This is a genomic window from Limosilactobacillus portuensis (genome assembly GCF_014838735.1).
GTDB classification, from domain to species: domain Bacteria; phylum Bacillota; class Bacilli; order Lactobacillales; family Lactobacillaceae; genus Limosilactobacillus; species Limosilactobacillus portuensis.
Map to the genome: position 1 here is coordinate 1 of NZ_JABUXQ010000031.1, position 18,908 is coordinate 18,908.

The window sequence follows — 18,908 nt, forward strand, 5'->3', positions numbered from 1 at the left end:
ATAAAATAGTGGTGCCCATTAAGGTCCTTCTTTCTAATGGAATGTTGTGGTAACACCATTAAAGACCTTGATGGGTTTTTCTGTCTACTTAAATGTTCAACTTAAATTTTACAATCTGCCTAAAACATAAGTGAGAGAATTTCGCTCAGAAAATATGAAGAAAGTGAAAAGCAATGATCAATGCTAAACCCAGAGATGGACCTAAGTCCCACAGGTTATTAATGTCGTTAATTAGTATTTATAAGAAGAAAGAGGTAATTTTTATGAATGTTTTAAAGAACCCACCTTATTATATGAACATTTTCTTCCGTCAAGAATATGGTGAGTATACTGGTGGCTATGGAATAGTAGAAGCAGGGAAGCAAATTGTTTACCCGATAATGGATTTTACAAATTGTGCCAAAATACATTCTGGTTATGGCGGAATAATTAAGCTTGCGGCAGAAAGAATGTATGCACCTGTGTATTCGGATATTCGTTATGCCAGATATTCTAGGTTTTCTGATATGGTTAATGCTCACCCGGAACTTAGTGATCGAAATGTTAAGAGAGCTATACGGTGTCGATTTAAACAACTAGGCATCAGAATGCTCACTAGAAAAGAAGAAAAAAACATTAAGCAAGTTGTGGAATATGATCCATCTGCAGGAGAGAAGATTTCTAAAATTAGGGATAACATTGAGAAATATTTTGAAAAGCTACCCCAATTAGCATGCAAGCATATCTGTGACAATGAAATAGATCTATGGATGAAGCTGAGTGAAAATGCTAATTGATGACACCGGAATTATGACTTTCTCCACAACTCCATTTTACCTAATTGAAGCCGAACGGTTGCATCTAAACAAAGCGTTTAGCGGCAATAAGCTATTGCTGGAGCAGAAGAATGATGAACTAATTGTAACTAGTGCCTTTGAACATATGGTTAAGACTAGTTTTAACTTCACAAATAACGGCATCTATTCAGCCACCAAAACAATTATTGATGATGTGGTCCAGATCGATGTCCACTCTATGCTACCGACATTTGCGTATAAATTAGGGCTACTGAATTCTTACTACAAGAAATTGTTTGATCGCAAACAGCAAATTGAAGCGATGCCTAATTACCAGAATAATACTGAACTAGTTAATGAGCGAAATGAAATTAAACTGAAGCTCAATTTGTACTGTTCCACTAATGATTCTGGTCAAGGACGGTATGTTAATCGGCTCTTGGCTGTATACAGTTCTATGAACTTCATGTTTGATGTGTTGAATTACTGGGGTCTATCAAATATTGTTAACTGTTTAAACGACGGTTTCATCATGCGCGTATCTAAGAATTTTGAAAATCAGTATCAAGAATTCAAGACTCATTATCAAGCAGAAATTGATGATTTAACTTTTTCAATGAAAAAGTGGCAGCATGCGATTATCAAGAGTCCCCAGGAATACATCTTAATTAATGATAATGATGACTATAAATGCCGAAATCAGAGCTTTGATGTGAGTTCAGTTTACCACTCAAAAACTGGCAAGGGCTTGAGAAAACTGAAATCAGAAGATATTGATCAAAATGTTGTCGAACTAGCTCAAGCAAAAGAAAGGAGGTCCATAAAGATGCTGAACAATTACTTGTTTAAAGAAGGTATTGATGGTATTGATCCAGTTGATCAAGCCGAAAAGCTGAGTAACATTAAACAGCTCCTAGATGAAGCTGGTGTCTATGATGCTCAATATCTAATAGGTAGAAAGTATTACTATTGCTTTGCAATTGATGTAGAAAACAACAAACAAAGTGAGAGTTTTGCTAACCGTTTCACTAACGAGGTGCTGAGAAATCAGGTCTTCATTTCAGACTGTAAGATAAAGGATCGAATTAATGTTTTGGACCAGGCGATTAAGGCAATTGAAGTCAAAGATATTGATGATTATCTGGAAAACACTGGTGCCAGCGTTACCAATAACTACTTGCCAAGTGTAATTGATTCAATTGGTGAAGGCCAATCAATTGAGGATTGGATGAAATACGAGGTTCGTAAGATTAGACAAACCAACGTGGAACAAATCTACCAGTATAATATATTGGCTTTGACCGTTCAGATATGGGCCAGTCTGCACCATGGTAATACTAACCAGCTAATGAAATATTTAACCAAACTTTGGAAAAATAAGTATTTAGATCAATTAGACACTGCGGACTACATCTACAATGACCCGAATACCCTAGTAGTTGATGGTGAGTTATTGGTTAAGGATGAACGGGGAAACTACTCCACTAAGGAATCTGCAGTTAACCATCTGTTGAAAAAATACTTCACCAAGCAACAAAAACAGCGTTTTGAGAATACTAAGAATAATGTTTTGACATTGTTGAAGGACGAAAAGTACCAGGATCAGCTAGGTGATGGTTTCCAGTCGGATCATCAGGCTATCCTTCTTAATAAAAATGGGAAGATTAGTACAGATTCACCATTTCGATACCAGCTTAATCACCATGTTAATGTGGATTATGACCCGTCCATTGTTAATTCTAGTGAATATTATCAACTGAATTATTTTCTGAAACATCTTGCACCCAAGGTCTTGAAACAACTGAAAGCTATGCTGGGATTAATTCCGCTCCAACATACAGGCATTATGGAGGAACTCAGAGTGTTCATTGTGCTCAAGGGCAAAAGCGGTGCCGGTAAGAGTACCTTAGCAGTTTTATTGGAGAAACTCTTCAATGACGAAGGGCAAAGTGGCTCTAATATCAGATCCAATACCCAGAATGTAAACCAGGCTTTTACCAACGGCCGTTATATAGCATTGAATGACGTTAAAAACGGTAAGGTAATGCTGTGGTTTGATGATTTTCAAGCTAATGAAAAGCGGAATATCATTACTGCTAATGCCGGGACAATAATTAATGGCGTGATCTCGGGTATGGCTCAAAATGCTTCAGCTAAGTATGAGACAGATCACCCGGTAACTTTACCGTCACTGATTGTGATTGCAACTAATGCGATGCCACAAGTAACCCAAGAAGGTACTGCAGCTAGAATGTTTGTAATTAATTCACCCAAGTCACTAAAGGAAGATCCCATCAAGGATGAACATGTACGAATAGTCAACGTTTCTGATTTCGTTAATAATCCAAAAATCTGGCAGGCACTGTTCTACATTATTATGCAGGAAGCATCTAAGCTGTTGAAAATGAGTGATAAAGAGAGACAGGAAATTTTATAAATACTCAGCAGCTACTAAGCTAGCAGCATTGAATGATTCATTAGAGTTGTTTCTGGAAAATGAAGGAATTACTTCGCTCTATGACCTGGTTGGGATTCAGGCTAATCGCCTATTCAACATCTATAAGGATAAGATGAAGCAACCAGGAGCTTCATACCGAGCCTTCACAGAACAGCTAGAAATGCTGGGCTTCGTAATGAAACGCAAACACTTCAATGGCAAGAATTATCAGAAAGTCATTTGCGTTAGGAATGATAAATTAACTCAAGAAAAAATAAAGACCATGTTTAATGAATTGAATGTAACTCCAGATCGACTTGGTAGTGTTGATCGAAAAACAGGAGAAATTACAATTCTAAAAACATGGCACTATGGCTATGATGAATTCAAAAAGAATTATCCACAGAGCAGTGCGGTATTTACTCCATTTGAGTTCACCAATTAAATAAAAAATTTACATCATAATTTTAACATAGAAACAGTCAGAAAACCGAAAGGATGAGTATTAATGTTATTGATTGATGAGACAGAAGATAAGACGGTTAACGTTGAAAAGTCTAAATTTCTGCAAAGGTTTAACGCATTGCATGACTACAGCGACACAATAAAAACATCAGTGAATGTTTATGATGACGAATATCAACTAGTGGGAATCTATTTCCCGAGGGTGACCTATGTGAAAGTCATCGATGAAATTGAGAAGTTAAGAAGTGAAATTAAGCGGTTAAGGAAGGAAAGGGAATAATGGTAAAAGACGAAATTGTTAATCTAAAGACATTAGCGAACATCATTGGTTGCAGTAACGGATACATCTATACTCTGATCCGATTAGGTATGCCTTATCATCAACTGGATCCGAAATCCAGACGCTACTTTGTAGTTGATGAAGTGGTTAATTGGATGAAAACGGCAGGATTTCAACAGGTTACTACCTGGCGGGCGCGTTAATATTTTATTAATGGGTTCTAGGAGTGATGAAGTTTGACGATACGACTAGTTACTAATAAGAATAGTAAGCATTGTGGGCAATATTGGATTCGACCACAGACCAGTGTGCATGGGAAATTGATTTCGGCTCCTGTCCACTATGCGGAAACGAAATCGAAAGCTAGGAAAATTGAGGCGGATCTGATTGATCAGATTAAAACTGGTCATGATTTCAATACGGGCAGTATGTATCTACCACAGGCTTTGTCGGAATGGATTACAAAGCAAATCAAGATGGAACGCTGGAGTCCAGCTTCAATTAAGACCTGGCGGTACACGGAAAAATGGTGCATTGTTATCTAGGTGGAGTGAAGGTCAGAAACTGTGATGAAGATACGATCAGAGAGTTCATCACCACCTATGCCAGAGAACACCATGCTAGTATTACTACCCATTCCACTGCTAGTAAGTTATTGCAGCAATTACGGACCTACTTTCTAACGCTGGAAGGTGATGTCATTGTAAAGTTACCTGTTCCCAAGCGACCAATTGACTATTTCTTTAGAAAGGACAAACAGTCCATTACTAAAGAAAAATATGCCATGACAGATCAAGAGTTTCAGGCATTTAGAAAAGCGATTCAAGATGATTTGAATCAAATTTCGATTCAAAGATGGGTAGTGAGAATGGCATTATGGGTTGAGGCAGAAACCGGAATGCGACCACAAGAAGTTCAAGCATTGAAGCTGACTAATCTGACCCAAGACGAAGGTCACTGGGTGTTTCGGATTAACGATTCTTATTCGGAATTGACTAAGGGGTTAAACGGTCACCTTAAAGCCCGTCGCAAAGGTGAAAGTCGTCTCACCCCGCCAATAACTCAGCGGCTTTATGACCAGTTGCAAATTTTTAAACAGAAGCAAGCGGAGTTTATTAAAGAAAAAGGTCTGCAAACCACTAGTGACTTACTATTTTTGAATTTGACGGACTACCGGCTAGCTAGATTGGGTTATCCAGTCACTCAACGGTCAATGAACGATATGTTAAAGGAACTTTGTCGCCGGATTGGGGTTAATAATGGAGATCTGCCATTGAGTTGTTACACACTAAGGACCACTTGCGGTACTAGATTGGCAAGGCTCGGAGATTATAGCTATGCTTGCAATCGGTTAGGTAATTCATTGGCAGTTTATATGCGCTATTATGTAAAAACGTTTAACACTGGATACAGCGGATTGATGGATCGCTACTTATCAATGTAAAAAAATAGCCGTGCAATTAGTTGCATGGCTATTTTTAGTAGGTGAGCTTGTTACCTTAATTAATGATATAATTACAAAATATTTAATTGAGAAAAAAGGGAACCCTTGATATTATTGAGTTTAGAGAAAAAATATTTAAATTGAGAAAAAGAAAATGTGGAGAAATAAAATGGAGAATTTCACTTCTGATGTCTTATTAGAACTTATTCAAAATGATAATGAATCCGAAACAATCGAATATAAATCTAATTTGAATGATACCGGTCAAATTTGTAAATATATTTCTGCATTAGGGAATGCTGCCATCGCTTCATTGAATCCGCGTGCTTATTTAATCTGGGGAGTCGAAGATATTACTAAAAATATAATTGGAACAAAATTTGATCCATATACATCAAAAGCTCGTATTTTGCCTAAAGATGGTAATAAAAAGCGAATGAAAAATTCGAACTATCCATTTATTACTTATATTGAGGAAAATATAAATCCTAAAATTCAACTGGAGTGGAAAGAATTTAAGAATGTTCAAGGAAAAAGACTGGTTGTTTTGATTATTGATGTGACTCATATAAATCAGCCAATTAAGTATAAGGGTGTTGAGTATGTTCGCTCTGGTACATCACTAAAGCCGTTGAATGAGTTTCCGGAAAAAGAAAGACAAATTTGGAAATCGTTTGAATCTTCTAAGTTTGAAATGGAATTTGCTAAAACTAATGTATCATATCCGGACATAGAAAATTTGCTAGATATTAATTTTTACAAAAGAACTATAAATATGGATATTATTCATGAAAGTGATATTATTCAAAGTTTAATTGAAGATAATATTATTGTTAGTTCTGGAAATTCATTTGATATCACTAATTTAGGTGCCTATACCTTAGCAAAGGATATGAATAGCTTCCCTCACTTAAAGCGAAGAACAGTTAGAATTACTAAATATGAAGGTAACTATAAGACTGATAATGCAGTATACGATGCTATTGGTAATATGGGTATCATAGTTGGATTCCATAATATGATTGTTAATATAATGCGACATATTCCTTATGTTGAAGACTACACTGGTGGTATTCGAAATGATATTCCACAATTTCCGGAATTAGTTGTTCGGGAATTATTAGCGAATACGATTGCTCATCAAGACTTTACTATTAGTGGAATGAGACCAATGGTAGAAATCTTTAATAACAGAATTATTTTTAGTAATCCGGGTGTTCCATTGATTGATCCAATGAGGTTCTTAGATTTTCCTCCAAGGTCAAGAAATACAGAACTGGCTGACTTGTTGGGAAAATTTAAAATAGTTGAATCTCGAGGAACTGGTATTGATAAAGTTGTAGCTTCTTTAGAAGAGCATGAATTACCAGCTCTGGAAATACTTACGAAAGGAACAGATGCAACACAGGTTACAATCCACAGTAAAAAGCTTTTCAAAGATATGTCTCCAACTGAAAAGAATGAATCGATATATTGGAATGCCTGTTTGCATTATGTTAACGATGAACAAATAAATAATGCATCATTAAGGAAAAGGTTTAACTTAACTAGTAACGATAGTTCGCTAATCTCTAAAGCTATTTCTAATGCAATAGAGGCTAATTTAATCAAGCTTTATGACGAAAAAGCAGGTAGAAAGTTTGTATCTTATATACCTTTTTGGGGTGTTAGTGTTCAAAATAGATATAAAATTTAAGGGAGATGGATCATGACTGATAAGAGTCGAGCTGATATTTTTATTTCTTACTCTTGGGGTGAGGGAAATGGTGAAAATTTTGCAACATGGTTAAACCAATTTTTGATAGAAAACTATGATGTTAATGTATTCTTCGACAAGACATCTACCCATCCGGGGTCCAATTTAAAAAGTTTTATGTCCGAAGCTACAAATGTAAAGTATATAATTTGCGTTTGCACAAATGAGTACCTTAAACGGATGGAGGTTGAAAGCAGTGGAGTAAAATACGAAGTGGATAGGATCAAAGTTAATCATGATTCTCATATAATTCCGCTGGTTGAAGCTTCAAAAGAGTTGCCAGAACCATTTGAATATTTAAAATATATTAAGTTAGATATGAGTAATCCAACTAATCCAGAAAACATAAAAGCTTACTATGAACTACTAAATTATATATTTCCTGATGAAGTTAATCATGTATCAACAGAATATAAACAACAAGTGAGAAAAGTAAAAAATATAGATAAAATCAAGCATAGTTTAGCTTTTAATCCTAATGATAAAGGAGTAGTTACTCTTTGTTTAGATGTTAATGATGGTAAGGTTGATATTGGTAGAGGTAAACAGAAGTTCACCATAAGTTGGTCTAAGGGTGGCAATGATAGTGTATATATTTACAATGACTATATTGGTAATTGTTTGCATGTTTCTCATAAAGCAAATAGCTTTAAGCTAACAAAAATGCCCATTGATTTAATTAGTTACTTTACCAGTTATAAGAGAGCACAATTAATATATAAAGGCGATAGTTTTGCTTTTATTAATAAGGATGATTTTATTTTAGTTGGTGAGGTTTTAAATATTGCATCTTCTAATATCAAATTTAAATACAAAATATTGCAACAGTAATGCCATTTTGAATTGGTTAAGAATCCCATAACGACGCTATTTGAACAAAGTTTCTGACCATACTTTTAACACAAAATCTTAACACGTTTAGGATGAAATCCTTTTACACCAAGGGTTGAACTACTCTAAAAAAGCGACTTTAGTGAGCACTGCAAATAACACATAAGCCTGTAATACCAGCGATTATCGTTGGCGTTACAGGCTTTTTTCGTCGCTTAAATGGCGCTGCTTTAACACGGACGGATGTTGGTAGGAAGTTTTTGAGTGGTAGAAGTGGTGGGATTGTTGATATGGCAAGGATAGTTGCGTGTTAAAATGTGTTAAGGGGTAGTTATTATAAGTCTAGCTATATTTCTTCTTTAGAGGAAACAGTGTTAAAAGTTACATAGTATTAAAAATATCTATTAGGATAGAAATCATGACGTATATTGAAGATAATTTTTGTAAATTATTAAATAGTAAGTCAGTTGTTATTAAAATATATTGGAGGTGATTTTATGAATAAATCACAGAAATGTCGTTCAGTTTTAAGATACTTAAAGAATGACATTTTATATTTTAGTCCGCGGAATTCTGATAATAGAAAAGCAGAGTATTATTATACTTTGCGAGCGCGTTATGAAGATTACCCATTAAAGAAGTTGAAGGGAATTCTTGTTGATTATGCAGTTTCAATAAAAAAGAATGAATTAGCCGCAACCGGAATTTTTGGTTTATTATTTTCAGCATTACTATCAGGGTTAGGCAAAAGTACTCTAAAATGGATTCAAACAGTGATGGAGCTTTATGTCTTAAAACTAACTAACGTAAAAACAGTCCCAAAAGAATATATAATGAAAACAAATATATTTTCAGGTGTATTAGTATTTCTTGTTATTGTTATAATTGGATTGTTATTATATTTAGTGATAGCATATATTTCACATAAGCGTCGTATTTATTTAGTAATAAGAGATATTATTAAGGATAAAGAAAATGAATGATTACAATTCGCAAGACTGGATAAAGGAACCAGAGATAGTTGCTGGAATAAGTGTTTCATTATTATATTTGGTTTCTTTTATAATTTATTTATTTAAACTGTTCTTTTTTAATATGAGAATGAAAAATGAGGGACTTACAGATAAGCTTGTAAATAAGGTGGATATATTAAATACTGCCGAAAGAATCCTTGATGAAGGAGGACAAAGATACATAGTTGGGGCAGTTTTATTTATTTTGGCATTCATTGTTGTGGTTATCGTTTTAATGTATTTAGAACATCGCTCAGATATAAAAGGAATTTCTTGGTTTATAGTGGCGTCATTTGTGGTAGTTTCATTATTATTGTTCATTTGGTTATGGAATATGATCAATGTGCCGGCACTAAGAGCTTTTATGGTTCTTGCAGGATCTGTGGGTATAGTTAGTGCACTTATTGGAGAAACTAACTAGCGATAGTTAAAGGAAAAACTTAATATTTTTAGTGTCAGATACTTTTGTATCAATACCATACCTATCAAGAAGCAACGGTTTTTGAATAATGAGGTAAGTAAGATCGCTATGATTATTTTAAAATAGGGGTTGCCTTATACTTTATAATTTGATAAACTAATTTTCGTTGATTTAATGATGCTCATTTAACCCAGTCTCTAGAGTATGTCATTAAAAAAATTCGAATCACACTCCTTTTAAGCAAAGAAGAAATATATAACGGTCAGTTAATAATTAACGATATAAGCAAATTGCTTAATAAACTTTGACAAAGTAAAAGTTTATTACTTAGCTGAAAGGCAATCGTTTAGATAGAATAATCCAAAATGCTTTAGATTACCGTCACATCAGCTTTTGACCATAGTTTCTGACCATGGAATTAACACAAAACCTTAACACGTTTAGAGTCGAATGCTGTCGTACCAATACTTCAGTTAATACAAAACAGCGACTCTAGTCAGCATTATTAATATTTAAAGCCTATAGATTAAGTTAATCTTAAGTCTATAGGCTTTTTTGTTACGTTTAAATAAAATTGGTTATTTTTTAAAATCTGCTTTTAAATACGTGTAGTAAAAAGAAAACAATTATCAATTCTGGTTACTCTACTAGACAGTATAAATTAAAAATATTACTACAATCATTTAACACCATAGTGCATAAATCAAGATTGCTAAAATAATTACTCCCCACCAATTAAGGGAAATTTTTACTTTCAAGGATGTTCACACTCCTTTTAACGATTAACAATCAACTATTTTACTATATTGAGTAGAGAAAATATACTAGGTGCTGTATTTGTGAACAAGGAATGCATAGTTTTAGTAGATAGTTACTATTATGAATCTACTCTTTTTATTTTTAACTTTTACTGAAAGCCACCTTAGTTTATCAATAGTAAATTATTTGTTACAATCAAAACGGCTGAGAGATTTTGCGCTAAAGGAGTTATGACTGAAATGAAAAAAACGATTGATGTTAAGACAGTTCGTGATGGTTTATGGATGGATACGGATGTCACTTACGCCCAAGTACCAGGCTGGCTGGGTAATACTACCCGGGATCTTAAATTAACAGTTATTCGTCATTTTCAGAATGATAGTGATAAACGCTATCCGGTAATTTTTTGGTTTGCTGGTGGTGGCTGGATGGATACTGATAATAATGTTCACTTACCTAACCTAGTTGATTTTGCCCACGATGGCTATATTTTAGTGGGGGTTGAATACCGTGATAGTAATAAGGTTCAGTTTCCAGGACAATTAGAAGATGCCAAAGCTGCTATTCGCTACATTCGAGCTAATGCAGATCGTTATCAAGCTGACCCAGATCGCTTTGTTGCAATGGGCGAATCTGCAGGTGGTCATATGGTTAGTATGCTTGGCGTTACTAATGGTCACCGAGAATTTGATAAGGGTGATCATCTTGATGTTTCAAGTGATGTTCAAGTCGTTGTTCCATTCTATGGAGTAGTTGATCCCTTAACAGCTAAGGAGGGGAGCGCTACTGATGATTTTGATTTTGTTTACCGTAACTTATTAGGCGCAGAACCTGAAGACGCGCCAGAACTCGATCGGGCAGCCAATCCACTATCATATATTGATCAACAAACTGTACCATTCTTAATTCTCCACGGAACTAAGGATATGGTGGTTCCGCTAAAAGATAGTGAGCAACTCTATGATAAGTTAATCGAAAATCAAGTGCCTGCTGATATGTACGTTCTTAACGGTGCCGGTCATATGGATGCTCAATTCCTGCAACCACAAGTGTTTGAAATCATTAAGAACTTTTTGGCAAAGCATTTATAAAATAAAATTAGTGGTAGGAATAACTAGCTATCTAGAGTGGTATTTAGCAAGGAAACGGTGCTATTGCTAGTAATTTGATCATCATTAAAGGTTTGAACTTGCCAAGTCTGGATTCTTCGACCCAATTTCAACGGAGTAGCAACGGCCTTGAGGACCCCTGTTTTAACGGCACGTAGGTGGTGAGTATTAATATCGACCCCTGTTGCTACTTGGTGACGATCATTGTTAGTTAGCCAAGCATTGGCCCCTAGAGAAGCAGCGGTTTCGGCTAGAGTGGCGTTGATTCCGCCATGAACAATGCCAAAGGGCTGCTTTATTTGATCAGTGACATTGATACTAATAATTACTTGGTTAACGGTTACTGTTTGAATTTTAATTCCTAAGTATTGTAGTAGATTCATAATATTCACCTCATATTGGAAGGAAGCTTAAAATGACAAGTGTAGATTGGAAAAATGTTAAAGATTATTCGGAAATTATTTTTGAACGAGCTGGGGAAATCGCAAAGATTACCATGAATCGGCCCAAGAAAATGAATGCCTTTACGCCAGTAACAATTCAAGAAATGATTGATGCTTTTACGATCTGTCGTGATGATAGCACAATTGGCGTGATTATCCTAACTGGAGCGGGTGACAAGGCATTCTCTTCTGGCGGTGACCAAGGAGTTCGTGGAAACGGTGGATATGTTGGTCCAGATCATATTGCTCGCTTAAATGTTTTGGATCTTCAGCATCTCATTCGAATTATTCCTAAACCGGTAATTGCAATGGTTAAAGGATGGTCCGTTGGCGGTGGTAATATTTTGCAATTAGTTTGTGACTTGACAATTGCTGCTGATAATGCAAAATTTGGCCAAACTGGTCCAAAAGTTGGGAGCTTTGATGCTGGTTATGGTTCTGGTTATTTAGCACGAGTAATTGGTCATAAACGAGCTAAAGAAGTTTGGTTCTTAAACCACTTTTACTCAGCCGAGGAAGCTTACCAAATGAACTGGATTAACAAGGTTGTACCATTGGATCAGGTTGAATCAGTTACTCTTGATTGGTGTAATGAAATTCTTAAAAAGTCACCAACTGCATTGCGCTTTATCAAAGCAGCAATGAATGCTGATACTGATGGTCTAGCTGGCCTACAGCAGCTTGGTGGAGATGCTACGATGCTTTTCTACACGACTGATGAAGGAAAGGAAGGCCGCGATGCGTTTAATCAAAAACGTGATCCAAACTTTGACCAATTTCCAAAATTTCCTTAAGCTGGTGATGTTACAAGATGAAAACGCAAAATTGGTTGCTTAAACAATCGAGTACTCAACCCGATAAGGTAGCAATTACCGATGGACAAAAACAATTAACCTTTAGCCAGTTCCGAGACGTTGTCGCTGCTAATATTGGGCGATTAAATCAGCTAAAGCCTGGTAAATTTGTAGGAATTTTGACAGATAATACACTGATTGGGTATGAAATAGCGATGACGGTACTGGCGAGTGGAAGGACGATCGTTTGGTTAAATTGGCGACTGGCTAAAGATGAATTGGACCGCCAAATGGCAGACAGCCGATTAACTTGTTGCCTAGTGGCTGATTCACTAGTTCGTCCCACAATGGATAAACGATTCATAAGTTTTGAACATTTTCTGCAATTACCAGCACAAGATGGTCAATTAGTTCCCGAGTTCGACTTCGAGCAAGTTGCCAGCATTATGTATACGTCTGGAACGACCGGGAATCCTAAAGGGGTTTTACAAACATTTGGTAATCACTTTTATTCAGCGGTTTCGTCTGCACTTAATTTGGGCTTAGGAGCAAATGATGAATGGCTCTGTGTAGCTCCGATTTTTCATATAAGTGGCTTTTCAATTTTAATGCGGGGATTAATCTATGGTATTACCGTGCGTCTAGCTAAAAAGTTTTCCGAAGCGACAATTGAAAAAATTCTGGTAAACGAACCAGTAACGATCATGTCAGTTGTGCCATTTATGCTGCAAAAACTACTTGAACAGCGTAAAAATAGTCAAAGTCATTATAACAAGCATTTTCGTTGTATGTTACTTGGTGGAGGAACAACTGATATGGCAACGCTAAAGCAATGTGCTAGTCTTCAAATTCCTGTTGTTCAGTGTTATGGAATGACGGAGACCTGTTCACAAATTGTTGCGTTGCGAGCACAGGATGCGTTAAGAAAACTTGGTTCTGTCGGGCAACCACTTTTTATGAATCAAATACGGTTAGCACCAGAAAACAACGAAATTCTCCTTAAATCACCTGCATTGACTTCTGGTTATCTTAACCAACCAGGAAGATTAGAGCGTAAAATGACGGCTGGTTGGTATCATACTGGTGATGTTGGTCGCTTAGATAATGAAGGCTATCTTTATGTTGACGGTCGGTTAGACGAGATGTTCATTTCAGGCGGAGAAAATATTTTTCCCCAAGAAGTGGAGCAGGTTTATCAACAATATCCAGGAATTAAGCAAGTTGCGGTTGTGGGTCAAAACGATCCTAAATGGGGTGCAGTACCAGTTGCGTTCATTGTTACTGATAGTGAACCAGATATTGAGAATCTAATTCACTTTGGCTACCAGCACCTAGCTCATTTTAAGGTTCCGCGGCACTACATTCGAGTTGCACAGTTGCCAACGAATGCTAGTGGTAAAATAAAACATTATTTATTACGACAACGAGTTAATAAAAAATAGTTGTTTTTCAACTAGTATGGATAGCGATGCCATTCACAGAAATGTGGGTGGTATCTTTTTTTGTACAAAATGTCATATAAACTTGACAAAAAGACAAAATAATTTTATCTTTATAAAAAATAGAAAGAAGGTAATCAGTAATGGATGATCTTTTGATTATATTTATTGTGGCCTTGATATTTCTTCTTTTAGCAATAAAATTTGGCGGTAAAAAAGCTAATTATGATAAACGGCAAGAATTAATTCGAGGAAAGGGATTTAAATATGGTTTTTTGACGATGATACTTGTGGATGCACTTCTTGCAGTAGCAGTGAGAAAGATCCAGTTAGCACCGCAGTTGTTAGTGTTAACGCCCCTTTTTATAGGATTATGGGTCTTTAGTATTTATGTTTTATGGAATTCAGCGTATTTTGCTATTAATCAGAAAAGAAAAAAGTATTGGAGTTGGCTTCTTCTCTTATATGGCCTTTTAGATGGTGCCCAGTCAATCACTAATTTAATGAGAACATCTGGTAGTTTACGAGTGTGGGATCCAGATGTTGGATTGCTGATGTTAGCAATTTATTGTGTATCTGTTGGTGGTTTAATGGTTTATTGTATTCATCGTGACCGAGACAAGTGAGATTAATATTATGAAGAATTTAAGGATGAAGGCAGCGAGAGCAGGTAAGGATTTGTCCCAACAAGAGTTAGCTAATCAGGTGGGTGTCTCTCGTCAAACAATTTCTGCCATCGAAAAGGGAAATTATAATCCATCGGTTGATCTTTGCATTAGAATCTGTCAAGCATTAGGTAAATCCTTGGATGACCTATTTTGGCCAGAAAATTAGGGGATTTTATGATGCTATTTGACAGAGGTAATTACTGATTTTTAAGCAATCAGCAATTCAGTCACGTTGCCAATTTAAAAACCTAAGCTTATCCACGATAACTAATTTCATTGCGGACTAAGCTTAGGTTCTTTTTTTTAAGGCCAAGGTACTTTGCCTTAATCATTTCTGCCTTTTTAGCGTGATCTTCAGGATAGATGAAGCTGTAGTCAATCCCTAATTTAGCTAACTCATCAAGAATTGAGCGTTTATACTTTGCTGGAATGATATATTTTTCTTTTTCAGCCGGATTTTCAGCATTATAGAGACTGAGAATATCGATTGCTAACTGGGCACGACGTTCGACTTCTGAATAATCAATATTAATTGTCGGGTCATATTCCTCACCAATAAAGGGAACGAAGAGAAAAAGGCCTTGTTGGTTTTCCATTCGCCGGCTCATCCGTTTAATTGTTACGATCTTGGGGACAATTAACTCTAGGGGATTCAACTTATTGGCAAAACTTGGAGTATCCCGCTTGGCTTCTTCGAACAATCGCAGGAATGGTAAAGTTTGTAGATCGCGCTTGAATTCCGCAAAGTAATCAGAATCTTGATCATCAAAATAACTGTCATAGCTATGGCTCCACAGTTTGTGCTGCTGTCCAATGTAATCATTATCCAGTTTGTAGAAATTCTTAATTGATTGAAAAAAGGCGGCTTTATCAGCTAACGATTGTCGAGCGAGAGAAGATTCAAGCTGCATTTCATTACTAAAGGCGTTTTTCTTAAAATAATTGTGACTGGTTAACTTATTTTTGCTTTTATATTCGGCAATTAAGTTTTGCCATCCCCGCTGTTCCAACATTTCAGCCAGCTTATCAGGGTTAGGTTCATCCTTATAAACATAAACCTCACCATTTCCTTGTCCGCCCTTAACCGCAAAGAACAGGGCAATTAAGGGATTTGAACTGACATCTAATAATCTGGTAGGGAGATGGTAGTGTTCCATTAAGGCTAACCGTTCAAAATTAGTTCGGCATTTTTCAAAAAGTTGGGGATCCGTCATCAAGAAGTCATTGAATAGGTTATCTTCGTTGTCGAGAAGCTTTCGGCTCCGAAAAATGGCTGGCAGGGTATTGGAAAATGCGTCATCTTGCCCACGAAAATAATAGTTATGGTGCTTATTATTAATTAACTTTTCAATTTCTTCAATATAGTTAGAAACAGTCTGGATATTGTGGATCACTAGGCTAACCTCCCTTGTATCCTTAAAAGACTCATTTAAGCAAATTTTAGTCTAGCTTAATAAGAAATACCAGTGGGAGTTTAGAAAGCGCAGAAGATAAATTACCATTTTACCCAAAAACGACTACAATAAAAATTAAGTTATTTTTAGTTATGGGGTGGTTATTATCGCTAGTCAAAAATCACCTAAAAAGCTTTCATTTATTTCAATCTACTTTTTAGGGATTAATGGGGTTATTGGATCAGGGACCTTTTTACTCCCGTCCGTAATTTATCGTTATATGAACCTGTCGGCAGTGGCGGTTCTTCTCTGCACTGCTGTCACAGTGTCTTTAATCGCTTTGTGTTATGCTGATATGTCGAGCCGGTTTACCGGATCTGGAGCAGCGTGGCTATATTCCTACCATGCTTTTGGTCGTTTCACGGGCTACGAATTAGGAATTTTTACTTGGTTCTTGGGATGTTGCACTCTTTCGGCAGAAATTGTTGCGTTATTAACAACTCTCAAAAGTTTCTTGCCGGTATTTAAGAACCCCGTTGCTTACGGTATCGGGGCAGTTGGTTTAATTCTTCTTTTTGCCCTGATTAACTTCTACGGTCGAAGTATTGTTAAGGTGGTTAATAACGTTTCGGCAGCTGCCAAGATCTTGACACTGATTGTCTTTATCGTGGTTGGGGTGTTCTTTATTCATAAGGCTAACTTTACGCCAATAATTCCCCAGGCAGCGCTTAAAGGACCCATGCCGTTCTTCCACCATTTTGGAGAAGCGTTCACACCAATTTTCTACTTATTTACTGGCTTCTCCTTCTTGCCAATTGCTGCTCAGCAGATGAATAACCCTGAGAAAAACATTCCTCGGGTACTGATCGCCGTAATGGTTAGTGTTACGATTTTGGATGCACTGATGATGGCGGTTGCTGTTGGCCTTGCTGGGACAAAGCTAGGCGGTTATTCAACCCCATTAGCAAATGCCCTTGGGACCGCAATTGGTAAGTGGGGCTATTCAATTATTATCTTTGGGATGCTAGTAAGTATTTTTGGAGTGGCTTTTTCCGCTTCATTTAACACCCCGTCGTTAATTGCGTCACTGGCTAATGAGCATGGAATGTTACCAAAATTTGTTGGAAAAAAGAATCGTCATGATGCACCGTGGGTTGGAATTGTGCTTACTTCGGTTCTTTCAGCACTATTTTCGACTCAGAGTTACCTCTTTTTGGTTAACTGTACGGTTTTGGCTTCGTTTATTCAGTATGTCCCAACGATTCTTGCCGTTGTTAAATTTGAACATACTAATCAGTACCCGACACACGGGTTTAAACTACCTGGAAAGCATTTAATTCCCGGGTTGGCATTACTGGTTTCATGCTACATGGTCACTAACTTTACATCGAAGACCCTGCTGCTAGGAACAGTGATTGCGGTTCTTGCGGCAGTGGCTTACTTCTTTATTAAGGGAGACCGGAAATATGAAGAAAAGCATGAAAAATGGCTGAAAGAACTTCAGGCTGAAGGGCAAAAATTGAAGTGAAACTAATTGAAACATTTTTTAATAGTAATTCCACTTGTAAAAAGTAAGCAATAAGATATAATTAATCCGTCCGGAAGAAGTTGGTCGCTTTACCGCCTTTGTTGCTAGTCCGTATTCTTCTTCCTTCTCGGGTGAAGCATTGCGACTAGATGGCGGATTAGTCCCAACTATTTTCTAAAACAATAATGAGTGGTATTAAAAAGATTCGTGATTGGTTTTAACCAGTTACGAATCTTTTTTGCTAGTTCAATTAACACTTGTTCCTTTTCTCAAGAATTCTTTAGTTCCTCAACAGCTTTTGAAAACGTTTTCCAAAGGGAGAAAGAAACCTATGATGAAGGTAACAAATTAAGGGAGGGTAATCAATGGAATACTATAACGCAACTGCACGGAAAACTAAGCAGGGACTTCAAGTAGATACTCATTCTCATGGTGTACATTATTTAATTGATGAACCTAAAAATGCTGGTGGAACTAATACGGGGATGAACCCAGTTGAATTAGAACTTAGTACTTTGGGTGCTTCTTTGCAAGCTACCGCAAAGCAACTAGCTGCAGATGAAGGATTTCAATACGATCAAATGGTAATCGATCTTGAAGGGGATCTCGATCCTCGTGGGTTTATGGGGAATCCAGATGTGCGAAATGGCCTTCAAGAAATTCGAATTAACTATCAGGTTAAGACTACTGCTTCTGCGGAAGAGTGTGCAAAGTTTATGCAACAGGTTGAACAGCAATCACCGATTATGGATAACCTGCGTAATGGAGTCAAAATAGTTGTTGGACAAGTAACTACAAAGTAGAAAGCTGGTGGAAAGCGATGACAACGTATAAGGCAAGTGTTGCTAGTACTAGAGAAGCAAATGTTTACCAAGCACAAGTTCGTGATTTCAAAATCAAGTATGACTTAACAGGGAGAAGAAATGGGTATGAAAAATGATTAGATCCTAAAGAAGCATTGTTATGTGCCCTTGGTGCTTGTGAGTCAATTGTTGCTGGGTCGTTTTATCGAAAACAGCATTTTACATACCGTTCCTTCTACTTGGTATTAAACGGGACTATTAATGGTGATCGTCCAGGATTCGATGAGATAAAATGGATGCTCATTTTGATACAGATGAGTCGAAAGAAAATACAGAAAAGTTTGTCGAATTTATGGAGAATACCTGCCCAGTTCGTGATAATTTAGTAAATACCGTTCCGATTAAGAGCCAAGTGACGATTATTAAATAAGGCAGATTGTAAAATTTAAGTTGAACATTTAAGTAGACAGAAAAACCCATCAAGGTCTTTAATGGTGTTACCACAACATTCCATTAGAAAGAAGGACCTTAATGGGCACCACTATTTT

21 protein-coding genes and 1 pseudogene are annotated in these 18,908 nt (G+C 36.5%); 20 read left to right on the forward strand and 2 right to left on the reverse strand.

The window, feature by feature from the left end; all coding sequences use genetic code 11:
* Window positions 1-173: 173 nt before the first annotated feature.
* From HUK49_RS09215 to HUK49_RS09270, 12 genes are all read left to right on the forward strand, one after another.
* On the forward strand, window positions 174-776 hold the full coding sequence (locus tag HUK49_RS09215; RefSeq protein WP_191913503.1) for a hypothetical protein: 603 nt from the start codon (window positions 174-176) through the stop codon (window positions 774-776).
* Window positions 760-3,213: a P-loop NTPase family protein gene (locus HUK49_RS09220; protein WP_191913504.1), complete on the forward strand. Its 2,454-nt coding sequence runs from the start codon at window positions 760-762 to the stop codon at window positions 3,211-3,213. The genes HUK49_RS09215 and HUK49_RS09220 overlap by 17 nt, the downstream gene beginning before the upstream one ends.
* Before the next feature lie 28 nt (window positions 3,214-3,241).
* A complete protein-coding gene (locus HUK49_RS09225) occupies window positions 3,242-3,658 on the forward strand; it encodes a hypothetical protein (protein WP_006917154.1) in 417 nt (138 codons plus the stop codon).
* A 63-nt stretch (window positions 3,659-3,721) separates the two neighbouring features.
* Complete coding sequence (locus HUK49_RS09230) at window positions 3,722-3,958, forward strand: hypothetical protein (protein ID WP_191913505.1); 237 nt, start codon at window positions 3,722-3,724, stop codon at window positions 3,956-3,958.
* Complete coding sequence (locus HUK49_RS09235) at window positions 3,958-4,161, forward strand: hypothetical protein (RefSeq protein WP_191913519.1); 204 nt, start codon at window positions 3,958-3,960, stop codon at window positions 4,159-4,161. Before HUK49_RS09230 ends, HUK49_RS09235 begins: the two co-directional genes overlap by 1 nt.
* Window positions 4,162-4,194: 33 nt before the next feature.
* Window positions 4,195-4,503, forward strand: a complete 309-nt coding sequence (locus HUK49_RS09240) for a hypothetical protein (RefSeq protein ID WP_191913506.1) — start codon at window positions 4,195-4,197, stop codon at window positions 4,501-4,503.
* Between the two features lie 5 nt (window positions 4,504-4,508).
* The gene (locus HUK49_RS09245) at window positions 4,509-5,402 is read left to right on the forward strand and encodes a tyrosine-type recombinase/integrase (RefSeq protein ID WP_326515943.1); all 894 of its coding nucleotides are present in this window, start codon (window positions 4,509-4,511) and stop codon (window positions 5,400-5,402) included.
* Between the two features lie 169 nt (window positions 5,403-5,571).
* Window positions 5,572-7,098, forward strand: a complete 1,527-nt coding sequence (locus HUK49_RS09250) for an ATP-binding protein (RefSeq protein WP_191913507.1) — start codon at window positions 5,572-5,574, stop codon at window positions 7,096-7,098.
* Between the two features lie 12 nt (window positions 7,099-7,110).
* Complete coding sequence (locus tag HUK49_RS09255; protein ID WP_191913508.1) at window positions 7,111-7,989, forward strand: toll/interleukin-1 receptor domain-containing protein; 879 nt, start codon at window positions 7,111-7,113, stop codon at window positions 7,987-7,989.
* Window positions 7,990-8,486: 497 nt separating this feature from the next.
* Window positions 8,487-8,972, forward strand: coding sequence for a hypothetical protein (locus tag HUK49_RS09260; protein WP_191913509.1), 486 nt, complete (start codon window positions 8,487-8,489; stop codon window positions 8,970-8,972).
* The gene (locus HUK49_RS09265; protein WP_191913510.1) at window positions 8,965-9,423 is read left to right on the forward strand and encodes a hypothetical protein; all 459 of its coding nucleotides are present in this window, start codon (window positions 8,965-8,967) and stop codon (window positions 9,421-9,423) included. The genes HUK49_RS09260 and HUK49_RS09265 overlap by 8 nt, the downstream gene beginning before the upstream one ends.
* Before the next feature lie 998 nt (window positions 9,424-10,421).
* Window positions 10,422-11,273 carry an alpha/beta hydrolase gene (locus HUK49_RS09270; protein ID WP_191913518.1) on the forward strand — a complete coding sequence of 284 codons (852 nt, stop codon included), beginning with the start codon at window positions 10,422-10,424 and terminating at the stop codon, window positions 11,271-11,273.
* Window positions 11,274-11,296: 23 nt separating this feature from the next.
* Here the strand turns inward: HUK49_RS09270 and HUK49_RS09275 are convergent, their stop codons facing one another.
* Window positions 11,297-11,674 carry a PaaI family thioesterase gene (locus tag HUK49_RS09275; protein ID WP_191913511.1) on the reverse strand — a complete coding sequence of 126 codons (378 nt, stop codon included), beginning with the start codon at window positions 11,672-11,674 and terminating at the stop codon, window positions 11,297-11,299.
* A 32-nt stretch (window positions 11,675-11,706) separates the two neighbouring features.
* Between HUK49_RS09275 and menB the strand changes: the two genes are divergently transcribed.
* From menB to HUK49_RS09295, 4 genes are all read left to right on the forward strand, one after another.
* A complete protein-coding gene (gene menB / locus HUK49_RS09280; RefSeq protein WP_191913512.1) occupies window positions 11,707-12,528 on the forward strand; it encodes a 1,4-dihydroxy-2-naphthoyl-CoA synthase in 822 nt (273 codons plus the stop codon).
* Between the two features lie 17 nt (window positions 12,529-12,545).
* Window positions 12,546-13,970 (forward strand): o-succinylbenzoate--CoA ligase, encoded by a 1,425-nt coding sequence (locus HUK49_RS09285; protein WP_191913513.1) that lies wholly within the window; start codon window positions 12,546-12,548, stop codon window positions 13,968-13,970.
* 140 nt (window positions 13,971-14,110) lie between these two features.
* Entirely contained in the window at window positions 14,111-14,593 is a 483-nt protein-coding gene (locus HUK49_RS09290; protein ID WP_191913514.1) for a hypothetical protein, read from the forward strand.
* Between the two features lie 10 nt (window positions 14,594-14,603).
* Window positions 14,604-14,801: a helix-turn-helix transcriptional regulator gene (locus HUK49_RS09295; protein ID WP_191913515.1), complete on the forward strand. Its 198-nt coding sequence runs from the start codon at window positions 14,604-14,606 to the stop codon at window positions 14,799-14,801.
* Window positions 14,802-14,889: 88 nt separating this feature from the next.
* Here the strand turns inward: HUK49_RS09295 and HUK49_RS09300 are convergent, their stop codons facing one another.
* The gene (locus HUK49_RS09300) at window positions 14,890-16,029 is read right to left on the reverse strand and encodes an FRG domain-containing protein (RefSeq protein WP_191913516.1); all 1,140 of its coding nucleotides are present in this window, start codon (window positions 16,027-16,029) and stop codon (window positions 14,890-14,892) included.
* 157 nt (window positions 16,030-16,186) lie between these two features.
* Between HUK49_RS09300 and HUK49_RS09305 the strand changes: the two genes are divergently transcribed.
* The 4 genes and pseudogenes from HUK49_RS09305 to HUK49_RS11345 all read left to right on the forward strand — a co-directional run bounded on the left by HUK49_RS09305 (window position 16,187) and on the right by HUK49_RS11345 (window position 18,790).
* Window positions 16,187-17,557 carry an APC family permease gene (locus tag HUK49_RS09305; RefSeq protein WP_191913517.1) on the forward strand — a complete coding sequence of 457 codons (1,371 nt, stop codon included), beginning with the start codon at window positions 16,187-16,189 and terminating at the stop codon, window positions 17,555-17,557.
* 61 nt (window positions 17,558-17,618) lie between these two features.
* Window positions 17,619-17,735, forward strand: a pseudogene (locus HUK49_RS11340) (SDR family NAD(P)-dependent oxidoreductase); the annotation flags it as partial.
* Between the two features lie 187 nt (window positions 17,736-17,922).
* Window positions 17,923-18,360, forward strand: a complete 438-nt coding sequence (locus HUK49_RS09310) for an OsmC family protein (RefSeq protein WP_003717938.1) — start codon at window positions 17,923-17,925, stop codon at window positions 18,358-18,360.
* A gap of 292 nt (window positions 18,361-18,652) precedes the next feature.
* Complete coding sequence (locus tag HUK49_RS11345) at window positions 18,653-18,790, forward strand: hypothetical protein (RefSeq protein ID WP_235981094.1); 138 nt, start codon at window positions 18,653-18,655, stop codon at window positions 18,788-18,790.
* The last annotated feature ends 118 nt before the right edge of the window (window positions 18,791-18,908 follow it).